The sequence below is a fragment of the Fusicatenibacter sp. genome, from assembly GCF_050872605.1.
GTDB lineage: Bacteria > Bacillota > Clostridia > Lachnospirales > Lachnospiraceae > Fusicatenibacter.
Genome location: NZ_JBNMHD010000009.1, coordinates 25,972 through 40,980, shown reverse-complemented (window position 1 = coordinate 40,980; position 15,009 = coordinate 25,972). Strand labels below are relative to the sequence as shown.

Sequence of the window (15,009 nt, the reverse complement as noted above, 5' to 3'; positions counted from 1 at the left end):
GCTATGCCGGGTATTCCGATGTGGAATACCCGGCATAGTCTTTTTGTGAATTTCCGTTTGACATGCGGATCTTATATGATTTTCTTAACAGAAAGCAGTAACAGCGAACGTGCAAACTGCAAAAAGGAGGTCATAAAAATGAGTTACGCATACGTAGGATGCAGAACAACAAAAGAAAGAAACGCAAGAGGAAAAGGCTTATGTGTCTATGAAATCAACGATCAGACCGGTGTCTGGAAGCTGGTGCAGTGTCTGGAAACCGAGCCGAACCCGTCGTACCAGACGATGGATCAGGAAAAGAAATTTCTCTATTCCGTACACGGAGATTTTACGAAAGTGAGCAGCTATCAGATCCTTGCGGATCATACTCTGAAGCATCTGAATACCATCGACATCGGAGGAAAAAATCCGGTCGACATTACGATAGACAAAGAAAATAAGCATGTGATCGTGGCAACGCTGCAGGGCGGCACTTTATACACGATCGAGAGAAAAGAGGACGGTTCCCTCGGTGATGTGGCTGCGACCTACACCTATGAAGGAAAAGAAGAGGGAAAGGTTTCTACGATTCATCAGTGTCTCTGGGATCAGAGGAAAAATTATCTGTTCGCCTGTGCACAGGGACGGATCAACGGATACGGCCAGATGCGGGCACTGCGGTACAGCCATGAGACAGGAACATTTACCCAGACGGCGCAGTTCTTTGCGAGAACCTGGGACGAACCGAGACACGCGGCAGTGCATCCAAACAACCGCTGGGTCTATATGTGCGAAGAAAAAGGAAACAAGGTGCTCTATTTCCAGTTCGATGAGAAGACAGGTGCAATGGAAGCCATGCAGGAGCTGTCCACCGTGCCGGAAACCATCACCAGCTATTCCGATGCCAGTGAGGTCTGTGTGGACCCGAGCGGACGCTATGTGCTTGTATCCAACCGCTACACCGACAGTATTGCCGTATACCGCATTGATCCGGTGACGGGATATCTGAAGAATACCGGCTTTTATTCCTGCCTTGGAAAAACACCGCGTTTCTTCTGCTTTGCACCGAACGGCCGCTGCTTTGTGGCAAATGAGGACAGCGATACCATTGTAGAATTTGAATTTGATTCCGCGACGGGCCAGCTGTTTCCGACCCTGAACATCATCCCGACAGGCAGCCCGGTCTGCATCGTATTTGCATAGGAGGACCGGAATATGAACTTAGCTGTAATTTCTCTGGTCCTTCTGCTGGCGGCCATCGTGATCGGTTTTGTCCGCAATGTGAATGTCGGAATTTTAAGCATTGGCTTTGCCATGATTCTGACGCTGCTGTTCCCGGATACACTTTCAACGAAAGACGTTGTTTCCGGATTCAGTACATCCCTGTTTGTACAGATGGTAGGTGTGACGTATCTCTTTGCCATTATCAATGGAAACGGAACGCTGGAGCTGCTGGCGAAAAAGATCGTAAACAAAGTGCCGGCGCGGATGATTCCGTTCGTTATGTTCCTGATCGGCATGGTGCTGAGCGCCGTTGGCCCTGGTTCGATTCCGTGCCTTGCCATCATCCCGGTGATCGCCATTCCGATCTCGATTTCCGCAGGAATTAACCCGATTATGACGGCAATCATCGGAGACATGGGAGCCATGGCCGGACGAATGAGTCCGCTGACACCGGAAGCAGCCGTTGTACGGGGCCTGATGGAGGAGCAGAACCTGAACGGCAATACGGTGCCGATTATGATCTGTACGATTGTCACAACACTGATCTGTGCAGCACTGGTTTACATTTACTACCGCGGCTGGAAAGTGGAAAAACCGATGCAGACCGATGAGAAAGAAGTGCTTCCGAAGTTTACCTGGCAGCAGATGGCGTCAATTGCAGGTCTTCTGCTTCTGGCCTTCGGTGTACTGGTATTATCCTGGAATGTAGGCCTGACCGGATTCCTGATCGGCTCGGTGCTCTGTATTCTCGGATGCGGAAAGGAAAAGAAGGCGATTGCCGGTGTTCCGTGGAATGTTATTATCATGGTGCTCGGTGTAGGAATTCTGATGAATGTAATTTCGTTATCCGGCGGTGTCGATCTTCTGGTCTCTGCACTGGAAAAAGTTATGGGCGAAAAGAGTGCAGCACCGGTGATTGCGCTTCTGGCCGGCATCATGTCCTTTTTCAGCTCCGGCCTCGGCGTTGTATTTCCGACGCTCGTTCCGATCTGCGGCGGTCTTGCAAGCGGAATCGGAGCAGACGGTGTTTATCTGGTTGCCATGGTTGTCATCGGCGGAACGATTGCAGGCTATACGCCGATCTCTACAACAGGTGCCCTGATTATGGCGGGTGTGGCGCAGCAGAAAGATTCCGAGGAACGCTTTCCGCAGAACAAGATGTTTCTGGAGCTGTTTGCGGTATCGTTTATCAACCTGGCCGTGCTGGCGGTGATGGCGATGACAGGAGTATATAAATTCTTTATATGACATCATTCTTTTAAGTAATTATACGTGGGAGCCTTGAGGGCTTACAATAGAGACAAGATAAAAACAGACAGGACATACAGGAGGTAAAAAAAGTGAAGATTGAAAAACCGGCAGTAGCAGGAACCCTGGAATCCAGTGATGCCATGGTCACGATAGAGCCGAATGAAGAAGGCGGCATAACACTGGAACTGGACAGCAGCGTGATCCAGCAGTACGGAAGAAAAATTACGGAGGTTGTACTGGAAACGTTGGAACGCCTGGAAGTAAGTGATGCAAGAGTCCATATCGTGGACAAAGGCGCACTGGACTGTACCCTAAAAGCGCGTGTGGAATGTGCTGTATACCGTTCCAATGAAAAAACATCTGATTTACCATGGGGAGGTGTCATTCGATCATGAATCCGAACAAAAAGAGATTAAGAAGAACCATGATGTTTCTGAACTGTCAGAAACCGGGACTCATCAAAGACCCGTATATCTACAAACCGGATTCCATTATGCTGGATCTGGAAGATGCCGTAGCAGAAAAGGAAAAAGATGCAGCGAGATATTCTCTGTATCATGCACTGCAGGAAATTGACTACCACGGTGTGGAGCGCGTTGTGCGGATCAACGGACTTGATTCCGAATACTGGAAAGAAGATATCCGTGCCAGTGTGGCAGGCGGTGCAGATTCTATCCGGATCCCAAAAACCGAAAGCGCAAAAGATGTCAGAATGGTAGAAGAAGAGATCAGAAAAGCAGAAGCAGAATTTGGAATTCCGGAAGGAAGAACCCTGATTATGGCGGCGCTGGAATCGGCCATGGGCATTATGAATGCGCTGGAAATCTGTCAGTCCTCTGAGCGGCTGTTCGGCATCGCCTTAAGCGGCGGAGATTATTCGAAAGACCTTCAGACGACGATTTCCGGAACCGGCGTGGAATTTGCAGGAGCCAGACAGCTGATGATCATCGCGGCAAGAGCAGCGAAGGTACAGTGCTTTGATACCGTGTTTACCAATCTGGATGACATGGAAGCGTTTGAAAAAGAGGTGCGCATGATCAAGATGATGGGCTTTGACGGAAAATCCATCATCAACCCGCGGCAGATTTCCGTAGTACATAATGTTTATACCCCGACGGAAAAGGAAATCATTTTCTCGGAAAAGGTTGTAAAAGAGATTGACGAAAAGAAAGCCATGGGTATCGGCGTATTTACCGTGGACGGCAAAATGATCGACATCGCATTTTATGACGGAGCAAAACGCGTGATTGAACTGGCAAAAGCGTCCGGCGTATACAAGGGGGACTTATAAGATGATAAATGCAGTTGGAAGAGATATCCCGGAAGAAATTCTGGAGCAGACGGGAAAAGAAGTATTCCAGGGAAATAACTATAAAGAGGGAATGGAATTTCACAAACAGGGACCGATCGTAAAGGTTGTGATGGATCATAACACCAGCAAAATGGTAAGCTCTATTCACGAGGCACTGGTCAAATGCGGTGCCCATGACGGGATGACCTTAGGTTTCCATCATCATTTCCGAGAAGGCGACCTCGTGGTCAATATGGTCATGAAAGAGGTTCAGAAAATGGGCATCAAAGATGTTACGATCTGTGCGTCCTCTCTTGGAAAAGCGCACGATGCGCTCGTTCCGATGATTGAGGACGGTACGATTACCGGCATTCAGTCTTCCGGTGTGCGCGGTAAAATCGGAGAAGCCATTTCAACCGGAAAATTAAAAGGCCTTGCCATCATGCGTTCCCACGGCGGCCGTGTCCGTGCAATTCAGACCGGAGAAACGACAATTGATATCTCCTTTATCGGAGCACCGACGTGCGATGATTACGGAAACTGCCGTGCCGTCGGCGGAAAAAGCAACTGCGGCGTGCTTTCGTACTCTTTCGTAGATGGAAATCATGCGAACAAAGTCGTTGCCGTTACGGACTGCCTGGTGCCGTTCCCGAATTATCCGGCGCATGTGGCAGGCACAAAAGTGGATTATGTCTGCGTGGTCGATCAGATCGGCCTGCCGGAGAAAATTGCAACGGGCGCAGCGAAACCGACAACGGATGTCCGAAAAATCATGATGGCAGAATACTGCACGCAGGTTGTTGTCAACACTCCGTATTTCAAAGAGGGATTTTCCTACCAGACCGGCGTCGGCGGTGCTTCAATTGCATCGGCGATCTCCCTCGGAAAAATCATGAAAGAGCGCGGAATTAAGATGGGATTTGCGGTCGGCGGCATGACAAAGCCGATGGTAGACATGCTGGAAGCAGGACAGATCGGATGCCTGATGGATACCCAGGCGTTTGACCTGGATGCTGTCAATAATATCGTCCGCCCGAACCATTTCCGCATCAGCGCAGGCGCGTATGCCAACCCGTTCAACAAGGGTGCGTTTGTCAACAAGCTGGATTACGTCGTACTGGCAGCGCTGGAAGTGGATGTACACTTTAACTGCAACGTTGTTGTAGGATCCGACGGCATGATTACCGGTGCACAGGGCGGCCATCCGGATGCGGCGCAGGGAGCAAAATGCACCATCGTCATCTGCCCTCTTCTGCAGGGAAGAATCCCGGCGATCTGCACCGACGTCACAACGGTTACCACACCGGGGGAATCTGTGGATGTAGTGGTCACCGATTACGGCGTGGCAGTCAATCCGGCCAGACCGGATCTGCTGGAAGCACTGAAAAAAGCGGATACTGTGCCGCTGAAAACCATAGAAGAACTGCGGGATATCGCATACGGAATCGTCGGAGAACCGGATCCGGTAAAATTTGAAGACCGCGTAGTCGGCATTATCGAGGCGCGCGACGGCACCATTATGGATGTTGTGCGCCAGATCAAACCAAAACAGCCAGTCACACATTGATTTGTTGCCATGATAGAGCAGACCCGGAACGGCTAAAACACACACAGCCCCGGGTCTGCAGCCTCAGTCACCTAAAAATACCGCAGAGGAAAAGGAGAAGCGTATGAAGCAGAGTATCAGTTATCAGACGATTTTTGGAGCCTGCGTGATGAATCTATATAAAAAGGAGCAGGACAAAAGAAGCCGCGAACAGAAAAATGAGGCGAAAAACAAAGAAAAAGAACTGTTTGAAATGATCGATGATTATGTAGAACAGGCATAAATAAAGATAAAGGAGAGAACGCCATGGTAAAGTTATATGATACAGGCGCATACCTGGTAAACGGAACCACGCTTGTGCCGGAAGCAGAAGCAGCGAAAGTGGAAGCTATGACGGGAAAGAAGGTCACAAAAGAAGAAGCGAGAAAGGGAACCATTGCCTATGGCATCATGGAGGCACATAATACCTCCGGAAATATGCAGAATCTCAAGCTGAAATTTGATGCAATGACGTCTCACGATATCACGTTTGTAGGTATCATTCAGACGGCAAAAGCGTCCGGAATGGAAAAATTTCCAATTCCGTATGTGCTGACCAACTGCCATAACTCGCTGTGTGCCGTCGGCGGAACGATCAACGAAGATGACCATGTATTTGGCCTTTCCGCAGCGAAGAAATACGGCGGCATCTATGTTCCGCCGCACATCGCAGTCATTCATCAGTTTATGAGAGAAATGTACGCCGGATGCGGAAAGATGATTCTCGGATCGGATTCCCATACCCGGTACGGCGCAATGGGAACAATGGCGATCGGTGAGGGCGGCGGTGAGCTGGTAAAACAGCTTCTCTGTGACACGTACGATGTCGCATGTCCACAGGTTATCGCAATTTATCTTGACGGAAAGCCGAATCCCTGGGTGGGACCGCAGGATATTGCACTTGCCATCATCGGTGCTGTGTTCAAAAACGGATACGTCAAAAACAAAGTCATGGAGTTTGTAGGACCTGGAGTATCGTCCATGACAACGGATTTCCGAAACGGAATCGACGTAATGACAACAGAAACGACCTGCCTTTCTTCCATTTGGAGAACGGACGAGGATACGAGAAACTTCCTGAATCTGCACGGAAGAGGAGATGATTACAAAGAGCTGAATCCGGCTGATGTGGCATATTATGACGGTGTTGTTTCTGTGGATTTAAGTACCGTAAAACCAATGATCGCACTTCCGTTCCATCCAAGCAATACCTATGAGATTGATGAACTGAATGCAAATCTCAAAGACATTCTTGCGGATGTGGAAAAAGAAGCACAGAAGATTTCCCAGGGAAAAGCAGCACTTCATCTGGTGGACAAAGTGACGGAAAAAGGACTGCAGGTACAGCAGGCGGTCATTGCAGGCTGTGCGGGCGGCAACTATACGAACGTTGTGGAAGCGGCCCACGCGCTGAAAGGAAAAGATATCGGAAACGACACCTTCAGCCTGGCAGTCTATCCATCCTCTCAGCCTGTCTTTATCAACCTGACACGACAGGGTTATATCACAGACCTTATGGAAGCGGGAGCAATTATCCGTACGGCGTTCTGCGGACCATGCTTTGGCGCCGGAGATACACCGTGCAACGATGGCCTGAGCATCCGCCATACGACCAGAAACTTCCCGAACCGCGAGGGAAGCAAGCCGGGAAATGGACAGATGTCTGCCGTTGCCCTGATGGACGCCCGTTCGATCGCAGCAACCGCTGCAAACGGAGGAATCCTGACTTCTGCGGAAACCATGGACTGCTGGGGCGATGTACCGGAGTACAGCTTCGATTCGTCGGTATATGATAAGAGAGTTTATTACGGTTACGGAAAAGGAGATGCAGAGAAAGCGCTCGTTTACGGCCCGAACATCAAAGACTGGCCGGCGATGAGTCCTTTAACCGATAACATTCTGCTGAAGGTCTGCTCGAAGATTCTCGATCCGGTTACGACGACCGATGAACTGATTCCATCCGGCGAAACGTCATCCTACCGTTCCAATCCGCTCGGACTGGCCGAGTTTACCCTGTCGCGGCGAGATCCGAAATATGTGGGCCGCTCCAAAGAAGTAGACCGTCTGGAAAAGGCGAGAACCGCAGGAAAAAATGTGCTGGAGGAAGAGCCGCAGTTAAAAGAAATTTTTGAACAGATCCGGCAGCTTCCGGGGCAGGAAGAAATTCAGCCGCAGGAGACGGAAATCGGAAGCATGATCTATGCGGTAAAGCCGGGAGACGGTTCTGCCAGAGAGCAGGCAGCAAGCTGTCAGAGAGTCATCGGCGGCCTTGCCAATATCACGAAGGAATACGCGACAAAACGTTACCGCTCCAACGTCATGAACTGGGGTATGATTCCGTTCCAGATGAAAGACGAACCGGAATTTGAAGTAGGAGACTACATTTTCGTCCCGGGCATTCGAAGCGCGCTGGATGGTGATATGAAGGAAATCAAAGCCTATGTACTTGGCAGCCATCCAAAAGAACTGTCCTTATACATTGCCGATATGACAGAAAATGAAAAGAAGATCGTAAAAGCAGGATGCCTGATTAATTTTAACAAAAACAGATAACAGCAGAAAATGCAAAAGGGAAATCCAGAGGAGCAAAAATCCTTCGGGTTTCCTTTTTTGCATTTTCCAAAGGTTGTATCCCATTCATTTCTGTGGTATGATAAAAGGCAAGGTCTTTTTTCAAAAAGAGAAAAATCTGCGGTTTCTGTTTGGATAAAAACAAAAAACAGAAACAAAAACTGGAGGAAGAAACATGAAAAATACAAAGGTTTATGTTGATTTTATAACAGAGAAACTGAAAAAACTGCTCTCCATCGACAGCCCGACCGGCTACACGAAGGATGCCGTTGCATGGCTGAAAGCAGAGTACGAAGCGATGGGCTATGCGCCGGTGATCACCACAAAGGGCGGCCTTCTGGTGCAGCTTGCCAAAGGCTGTGAAGGAAACGGCGGTGTCCTTGTGGAGACACATACGGATACGCTCGGCGGCATGGTAGCGGAAGTGAAAGCAAACGGTCGTCTTCGCCTCACCGCGCTTGGCGGTATGAATCCGAACAATGCGGAGGCCGAGAACTGCGTTGTCATCACAAGAGACGGAAAACGGTACGAGGGCTGCTTCCAGATGAATAACCCGTCGATTCATGTGAATGGTTCCTACGACCAGCAGGACCGCACGTACGACAATATGGAAGTGGTTCTGGACGAAATGGTGTTTTCGAAAGAAGAGACAAAAGCGCTCGGCATCGAGACCGGCGATATCGTCTGCTTTGAGACGAGAACCCGCATCACCGAGAAGGGCTACATCAAGAGCCGTTTTCTCGATGATAAACTGAGCGTTGCAATCCTGCTCGGCTATGCAAAGTATTTAAAAGAAGAAAATGTCACACCGTCCCGTCCGGTTTACCAGCACATCACCGTGTACGAAGAAGTCGGCCACGGCGGATCTGCTTCCGTTCCGGAGGGCGTGACAGATATTCTTTCTGTTGATATGGGCTGTGTCGGCGACGGACTGGAGTGTAAGGAACACCAGGTATCCATCTGCGTCAAAGACAGCGGCGGCCCTTACAGCTACGATTTTACCGGTGAGCTGATTGCAGCAGCAAAAGCAAACGGAATCGACTATGCAGCCGATGTTTACCCGCACTATGGCTCTGACGTGGAGGCAACTCTCCGCGGCGGTGCAGACGCACGCCACGCCCTGATCGGCGCAGGTGTGTACGCATCCCATGGATATGAGAGAAGCCATGTGGACGGTGTGAAGAATACGCTGGAACTACTTGCGGCGTATCTGGACAAATAAAAAATAAGAACAAGTGAGAGAATTGCATGAGAAAATTAGCATTGCCAGAAGAAGTGCTGCTCCAGATTGAGCAGCCTGCGCGATACATTGGAAATGAATTCAACAGTGTCGTAAAAGACAAAGAGAAAGTAGCCCTGCGCGGCGCATTCCTGTTCCCGGATGTGTATGAGATCGGTATGTCCCACCTTGGCATCCAGATCCTGTACGATATGTTCAACAAACGCGAGGATATGTGGTGCGAGCGCGTTTACTCCCCGTGGCCGGATCTGGACCGCGTGATGCGCGAACAGAACATTCCGCTTTTCGGACTGGAATCCCAGGAGCCGGTGAAAAACGAGGATTTTCTGTTTATCACCCTGCAGTATGAGATGTGTTATACGAACGTTCTGCAGGCGCTCGACCTTGCCGGAATCCCGCTGCATGCGGTGGATCGTACCGATGAGGATCCGATCGTCATCGGCGGCGGCCCGTGCACGTACAACCCGGAGCCGATTGCTCCGTTCTTCGATCTGTTTTATATCGGAGAAGGTGAGGTTGTGTACGACCAGCTTTTCGACACGTATCTGGAAAATAAAAAGAACGGCGGAACCCGTCTGGATTTTCTGAAAAAGGCATGTCAGATCCCGGGCATTTACGTACCGCAGTTCTATGAAGTAACGTACCACGAGAACGGAACCGTTGCAGCGTTTACACCGGCCATTCCGGAAGCGCCGGAAAAAATCAAAAAACAGCTTGTTATGGATATGACACAGGCAACCTATCCGGAAAAACCAGTCGTGCCGTTTATCAAGGCAACACAGGACCGTGTCGTTCTGGAGATCCAGAGAGGATGCATCCGCGGATGCCGTTTCTGTCAGGCGGGCATGGTGTACCGTCCGACAAGAGAGCGTGATGTTGAGAAATTAAAAGAGCTTGCCGCGCATATGCTGCGGAACACCGGACATGATGAGATTTCTTTAAGCTCGTTAAGTTCCAGTGACTACAGCCATCTTCCGGAACTCGTCAACTATCTGATCGACAGCTGTCCGGAGAAAGGTGTTAATATTTCCCTCCCGTCACTCCGTATCGACGCATTCTCCCTCGATGTCATGAGCGAAGTACAGGACATCAAAAAGAGCAGCCTGACCTTCGCACCGGAGGCTGGAAGCCAGCGGATGCGGAATGTCATCAACAAGGGTCTGACTGAGGAGGTTATTCTCGAAGGAGCCGGAAAAGCGTTTGAGGGCGGCTGGAATAAAGTAAAACTGTATTTCATGCTGGGCCTTCCGACCGAGACCGAGGATGATATCAAAGGAATTGCACATCTGGCGGAAAAGATCGCAGAGCGTTACTATGAGATTCCGAAAGACCAGAGAAACGGAAAATGCCAGATTACGGCAAGCTCCTCGTTCTTTATTCCGAAGCCGTTCACTCCGTTCCAGTGGGCACCGATGAACACGGAGAGGGAGTTTCTTGACAAAGCGGCGATTGTAAAGGCAGAGGTCCGCGCACAGCTGAATCAGAAGAGCATCCGTTACATTTATCATGAGGCAGATATTTCCCTTCTGGAGGGATTCCTTGCACGCGGTGACCGGAAATGTGCCGAAGTTATTGAAAAAGCGTACAGAAAAGGTGCTATTTTCGATGCCTGGTCCGAGTATTTCCGGAAAGATGCCTGGGAAGAAGCGTTTGCAGAGACCGGCATTGACGTTTCGTTCTATGCCTGCCGTAAGCGCAGCACCGATGAGATCCTTCCGTGGGATTTCCTTGATATCGGCGTGACGAAAAAATTCCTGATCCGCGAATGGGAGCGGGCACAGAAAGAAACCGTTACCCCGAACTGTAAGATGCAGTGTTCCGGCTGCGGAGCAAAATCATTCGGAGGAGGTGTCTGCTATGAAAATCAGAATTAAGTTTGCCAAAACAGGTGTGATGAAATTTGTGGGTCATCTGGATGTGATGCGTTACTTCCAGAAAGCAATCCGCCGTGCAGAACTTCCGATCGCTTATTCCGAGGGCTTCAGCCCGCACATGCTGCTGTCGTTTGCTTCTCCGCTCGGTGTCGGCATCAGCAGCACCGGTGAATATTTCGATATGGTGCTCGCGGAAGATATGAAAACCGACGAGATTGTAAAACGTCTGAATGCGACGATGGTTGAGGGAATGGAAGTGCTTTCCGCCCGCCATGTGCCGGATGGAAAAGCAAGCAAGGCAATGTCTCTCGTAGCAGGAGCCGATTATCTCGTGCAGTTCCGCGAGGGAAAAATGCCGGAGATTGATCTGGAAACGAAAGTACCGGTGTTTTTTGCACTTCCGCAGATTGAGATCATGCGAAAGACAAAACGAAGCGAAAAGCTGACCGATATCCGCCCATGGATTTACGATATGAAAGCAAAGAAAAGTGGTGTCTGGATGCAGCTCTCCACCGGAAGTGTTTCGAACCTGAAACCGGAGCTCGTGATGGAAGCGTTCTGCAAATGGTGCGGGGTTGAACTGCCGCCGTTTGCATACACGATTCTGCGCGAGGAAGTTTACGCAGACATCGGAACGGAAGAAGAGCGAAAGCTGGTTCCGCTGGAAGCATTAGGAGAAGAAGTTGAGTAAACGAGTTGTCATTGCCCATCTGCCGTGGGAGGGAAAAGATTACCTGGTACACACGCTGGTGGAAGGAGAAAGACCGGTCGAACTGACGGCCCTCTGCAGGGAGAAGGAAACGCTGCTTGGCAATATCTATGTCGGCCGGGTGGAAAAACTGGCGCCCGGGATCCGCGGGGCATTTGTCTCGTTTGCGGAGCAGCAGAGCTGTTTTCTTGATCTGTCCCGTGTAAAAGAAGGGTATCTTCTGAAAAAAGCACCGGGAACGGAACTGCATGTCGGAGATGAAATTGTCGTGCAGATCCAGCGGGAAGCGCAGAAAACGAAGCTTCCGTCGGCGACAGCAGAACTTTCTCTTTCGGGAAGTGCCCTGGCGCTCTATTATGGAAAGCCGGAAATCTCATGCTCGGGACGCCTTCTGCCGGAGCAGAAAAAACGGTTAAAAGAACTGGGAAGCCGGATGTTTCCAGAGCTTTCCGGCGGAAGCCTTCCGTTTGGCGTGATCTTCCGCACCGCATCCGCTGATGCTTCGGAAGAAGAGATCCGGCAGGAATATCTCGAGCTGTCCGAAAAACTCGCGCGGATTGTCCAGTATGGAACGATGCGGAGCCTGTACTCCTGCCTGTATCGGGCGTCGGATGCCGTGCCGGAACTTGTCAAACGGTATGCACCGTCAGTTTCAGAACTTGTGACAGATGACAGAGAAATGTATGAGCTCTGCAGAGAATATCTGGATCGTCATGATTTCCGTGACTGCCGCTTGACTTGGTATGAGGATAAGCTTACCACGCTGGCAAAGAAAGAAAATCTCGAATATCACGTAAAACAGGCACTCGACAAACGTGTGGAACTGCCTTCCGGCGGATTTCTCGTAATCGAACCGACCGAGGCGCTGACCGCGATCGATGTGAACAGCGGAAAGCAGCTCGGCGGACGGAAAAATACGTTTCTGTACAGCGTAAACCAGGAGGCAGCCCGCGAAATCGCCCGCCAGATCCGCCTGCGCGGGATTTCCGGTCTGATCCTGATTGACTTTATCAACATGCCGGAAAAAGAGCAGGAAGAGCGCCTTCTCGGCTTCCTGCAGGGTCTTGTGCGGGAAGATCCCGTCCAGACCAAAGTTGTCGATATGACGGCGCTTCATCTCGTGGAACTGACGAGAAAGAAAATCCGCCGGCCGCTGTCAGAACAGATGAAATGACAGTAACCTTACAAAGGAGGGATGAATATGGAACCACAAAAGAAACCGATTCACCTCAATGAAAATGATACCCCATATCTTTACGAACCCTTTCGAAACCAGATGCCGGCAAAACGGCCGCATCCGGCGGAAAAAGCAAAGATACTGAAACCATGGCAGGGCCTGCTGGTGTTTGCCTTTCTGATGGTTCTTTTTAATCTCGCCGGAATCCCGCTGGTTCTTGCCGGCGGCATGTATGGAAATGCGCTGGACGAGATCATCGTATTCCTGATCGGATCCATTCTCGTTGTACGGGCACTTCATATTCCGTTAAAAGAAGTGTTCCCATTAAAAAAGCCGGATGGAGCCGGAATCCTCGGAACCATTCTGATGTGGTATGTGACGTACCGCGGTGTGCTTGCCCTTTTCCTTCTGATGGAATGGATTTTCCCGCAGGAATACGCAAGCCTCTCGGAATCCATGGACAGCAGTATGGCGGGCCTTTCCTATTTCGGCGAGCTGCTTGTCGTTGCGCTGACACCGGCCATCTGTGAAGAAGCACTGCACCGCGGTCTTCTGCAGTACAGCCTGCGCGGAATCAAAAAGAAATGGGTGATGCTGCTTCTGATGGGCGTTTATTTCGGCGCTTTTCACATGAGCATCGTCCGTTTTCTTCCCATGATGATGATGGGAATCGTTCTCTCGTATGTGCGGATGAAGACCGACAACATGTTTTACAGCTCGCTGTTCCATTTCGTCCACAATGCATCGACGATTGTGGCGAGCATTGCGGCAAGCTTCCTCTATATGTTCTCGCAGGGGAACGCAGCAGCAGGCAGCGGATACGCAACGGAAACGTACATCGGCATGTATCTGATCGAAGCAGCGCTGATGCCGATCGGCCTTTATATGGGAAGCCGTCTTCTGACGTACCAGCAGACAAAAAGCGAAGGATTTTTCCCGAAGGAGAGAAGAAAAAAGACCATTGCAAAAATCGTAATTCCGACCATTCTGCTGATCCTTGGCGGACTGTTTTTCCTTGGTATTGGTATGATGTAAAAAGCATCAAAAGCAGTTTGGGCAATTTTGCAGAAATGTCCCAGCCGGGTAGAAAACAGGTACGGTTTGTGATAGAATAACAGAAAATTAAGTGTTACACGATATTACAGAAAGGAAAAGCTGTTTTTTCGGAAAACAAAAAACAGCAGGAATAAGAACTATGGCAAGAACAGCTATTGCTACCGACAGCAACAGCGGTATTACACAGAGTCAGGCGAAAGAGCTGGGCGTTTTTGTCCTTCCGATGCCTTTCTTCATGCGCGGAAAAATCCAGTTTGAGGATATCGACCTGACACAGGAACAGTTTTACGAGATTCTGGCAGAGGATGCGGCTGTTTCCACATCTCAGCCGTCTCCGGGAGATCTGATGGATTTCTGGAACAAAATTCTCGAAGAGTACGATGACATTGTTTATATTCCGATGTCAAGCGGCCTTTCCGCCTCCTGTGATACAGCGACCGTGCTGTCCGAGGACTACGAAGGAAAAGTGCAGGTTGTCAACAACCAGAGAATCTCCGTTACGCAGCAGCAGTCCGTTCTGGATGCAAAGAAAATGGCAAACCGCGGCGTGGCAGCAAAAGACATCAAAGCAATTCTGGAAGAGGATGCGCTGGATGCAAGTATCTATATTATGGTAGATACGTTAAAATACCTGAAAAAAGGCGGCCGCATTACGCCGGCAGCAGCCATGATCGGAACCGTTTTAAATATCAAACCGGTGCTGACGATCCAGGGAGAGAAGCTTGACGCGTTTGAAAAAGCGCGCGGTGTGAAACAGGCAAAGAAAGCCATGATCAAGGCTATGAAAAAAGATATGGACAAACGCTTCGCAAAAGAGCGTGCAGCCGGCATCATGGGACTTCACATTGCCTATACCGCAAACGACAAAGAAGTAATCGATGGATGGATTGCCGAAGTAAAAGAAGCCTTCCCGGATTTTGAAGTCGATGCGCATCCGCTGTCCTTAAGCGTTGCCTGCCACATCGGACCTGGCGCACTGGCAATTGCATGCGAAAAAAAATCTGCAATTTCCTGAAAAATACTATTGACAAACAGCAGATGTGATGATATAT

14 protein-coding genes are annotated in these 15,009 nt (G+C 49.9%); all 14 read left to right on the top strand.

The window, feature by feature from the left end; genetic code table 11:
- Positions 1 to 138 precede the first annotated feature (138 nt).
- Complete coding sequence (locus ACY2VT_RS04650) at positions 139 to 1,182, top strand: lactonase family protein (RefSeq protein ID WP_461879073.1); 1,044 nt, start codon at positions 139 to 141, stop codon at positions 1,180 to 1,182.
- A gap of 12 nt (positions 1,183 to 1,194) precedes the next feature.
- Positions 1,195 to 2,451 (top strand): SLC13 family permease, encoded by a 1,257-nt coding sequence (locus tag ACY2VT_RS04645; protein ID WP_461879071.1) that lies wholly within the window; start codon positions 1,195 to 1,197, stop codon positions 2,449 to 2,451.
- Positions 2,452 to 2,543: 92 nt separating this feature from the next.
- Positions 2,544 to 2,849 carry a citrate lyase acyl carrier protein gene (gene citD, locus ACY2VT_RS04640; RefSeq protein WP_461879070.1) on the top strand — a complete coding sequence of 102 codons (306 nt, stop codon included), beginning with the start codon at positions 2,544 to 2,546 and terminating at the stop codon, positions 2,847 to 2,849.
- Positions 2,846 to 3,745, top strand: a complete 900-nt coding sequence (locus ACY2VT_RS04635; RefSeq protein WP_461879069.1) for an aldolase/citrate lyase family protein — start codon at positions 2,846 to 2,848, stop codon at positions 3,743 to 3,745. The genes citD and ACY2VT_RS04635 overlap by 4 nt, the downstream gene beginning before the upstream one ends.
- A gap of 1 nt (position 3,746) precedes the next feature.
- Positions 3,747 to 5,312 (top strand): citrate lyase subunit alpha, encoded by a 1,566-nt coding sequence (citF, locus tag ACY2VT_RS04630; protein ID WP_461879068.1) that lies wholly within the window; start codon positions 3,747 to 3,749, stop codon positions 5,310 to 5,312.
- A gap of 103 nt (positions 5,313 to 5,415) precedes the next feature.
- Positions 5,416 to 5,574, top strand: a complete 159-nt coding sequence (locus ACY2VT_RS04625; RefSeq protein WP_461879067.1) for a hypothetical protein — start codon at positions 5,416 to 5,418, stop codon at positions 5,572 to 5,574.
- A 23-nt stretch (positions 5,575 to 5,597) separates the two neighbouring features.
- Positions 5,598 to 7,883 carry a hydratase gene (locus ACY2VT_RS04620; protein WP_461879066.1) on the top strand — a complete coding sequence of 762 codons (2,286 nt, stop codon included), beginning with the start codon at positions 5,598 to 5,600 and terminating at the stop codon, positions 7,881 to 7,883.
- Between the two features lie 9 nt (positions 7,884 to 7,892).
- On the top strand, positions 7,893 to 8,102 hold the full coding sequence (locus ACY2VT_RS04615; RefSeq protein ID WP_461879065.1) for a hypothetical protein: 210 nt from the start codon (positions 7,893 to 7,895) through the stop codon (positions 8,100 to 8,102).
- Positions 8,077 to 9,123 carry a M42 family metallopeptidase gene (locus ACY2VT_RS04610; RefSeq protein ID WP_461879064.1) on the top strand — a complete coding sequence of 349 codons (1,047 nt, stop codon included), beginning with the start codon at positions 8,077 to 8,079 and terminating at the stop codon, positions 9,121 to 9,123. The genes ACY2VT_RS04615 and ACY2VT_RS04610 overlap by 26 nt, the downstream gene beginning before the upstream one ends.
- Positions 9,124 to 9,149: 26 nt before the next feature.
- The gene (locus ACY2VT_RS04605) at positions 9,150 to 11,015 is read left to right on the top strand and encodes a TIGR03960 family B12-binding radical SAM protein (protein WP_461879063.1); all 1,866 of its coding nucleotides are present in this window, start codon (positions 9,150 to 9,152) and stop codon (positions 11,013 to 11,015) included.
- Positions 10,999 to 11,706 carry a TIGR03936 family radical SAM-associated protein gene (locus ACY2VT_RS04600; protein ID WP_117508951.1) on the top strand — a complete coding sequence of 236 codons (708 nt, stop codon included), beginning with the start codon at positions 10,999 to 11,001 and terminating at the stop codon, positions 11,704 to 11,706. Before ACY2VT_RS04605 ends, ACY2VT_RS04600 begins: the two co-directional genes overlap by 17 nt.
- Complete coding sequence (locus ACY2VT_RS04595; RefSeq protein ID WP_461879062.1) at positions 11,699 to 12,898, top strand: ribonuclease E/G; 1,200 nt, start codon at positions 11,699 to 11,701, stop codon at positions 12,896 to 12,898. The genes ACY2VT_RS04600 and ACY2VT_RS04595 overlap by 8 nt, the downstream gene beginning before the upstream one ends.
- Before the next feature lie 27 nt (positions 12,899 to 12,925).
- Positions 12,926 to 13,936 carry a CPBP family glutamic-type intramembrane protease gene (locus ACY2VT_RS04590; protein ID WP_461879061.1) on the top strand — a complete coding sequence of 337 codons (1,011 nt, stop codon included), beginning with the start codon at positions 12,926 to 12,928 and terminating at the stop codon, positions 13,934 to 13,936.
- Positions 13,937 to 14,096: 160 nt separating this feature from the next.
- On the top strand, positions 14,097 to 14,972 hold the full coding sequence (locus ACY2VT_RS04585) for a DegV family protein (protein WP_173829003.1): 876 nt from the start codon (positions 14,097 to 14,099) through the stop codon (positions 14,970 to 14,972).
- Positions 14,973 to 15,009 lie beyond the last annotated feature (37 nt).

What these genes read in the sequence shown, in the direction of transcription:
- citF (WP_461879068.1), top strand. Translation starts at nt 3,747, where the DNA reads ATGATAAATGCAGTTGGAAGAGATATCCCGGAAGAAATTCTGGAGCAG.
- ACY2VT_RS04610 (WP_461879064.1), top strand. Translation starts at nt 8,077, where the DNA reads ATGAAAAATACAAAGGTTTATGTTGATTTTATAACAGAGAAACTGAAA.
- ACY2VT_RS04635 (WP_461879069.1), top strand. Translation starts at nt 2,846, where the DNA reads ATGAATCCGAACAAAAAGAGATTAAGAAGAACCATGATGTTTCTGAAC.
- ACY2VT_RS04605 (WP_461879063.1), top strand. Translation starts at nt 9,150, where the DNA reads ATGAGAAAATTAGCATTGCCAGAAGAAGTGCTGCTCCAGATTGAGCAG.
- ACY2VT_RS04600 (WP_117508951.1), top strand. Translation starts at nt 10,999, where the DNA reads ATGAAAATCAGAATTAAGTTTGCCAAAACAGGTGTGATGAAATTTGTG.
- ACY2VT_RS04650 (WP_461879073.1), top strand. Translation starts at nt 139, where the DNA reads ATGAGTTACGCATACGTAGGATGCAGAACAACAAAAGAAAGAAACGCA.
- ACY2VT_RS04625 (WP_461879067.1), top strand. Translation starts at nt 5,416, where the DNA reads ATGAAGCAGAGTATCAGTTATCAGACGATTTTTGGAGCCTGCGTGATG.
- ACY2VT_RS04585 (WP_173829003.1), top strand. Translation starts at nt 14,097, where the DNA reads ATGGCAAGAACAGCTATTGCTACCGACAGCAACAGCGGTATTACACAG.
- ACY2VT_RS04590 (WP_461879061.1), top strand. Translation starts at nt 12,926, where the DNA reads ATGGAACCACAAAAGAAACCGATTCACCTCAATGAAAATGATACCCCA.
- ACY2VT_RS04645 (WP_461879071.1), top strand. Translation starts at nt 1,195, where the DNA reads ATGAACTTAGCTGTAATTTCTCTGGTCCTTCTGCTGGCGGCCATCGTG.
- ACY2VT_RS04615 (WP_461879065.1), top strand. Translation starts at nt 7,893, where the DNA reads ATGCAAAAGGGAAATCCAGAGGAGCAAAAATCCTTCGGGTTTCCTTTT.
- ACY2VT_RS04620 (WP_461879066.1), top strand. Translation starts at nt 5,598, where the DNA reads ATGGTAAAGTTATATGATACAGGCGCATACCTGGTAAACGGAACCACG.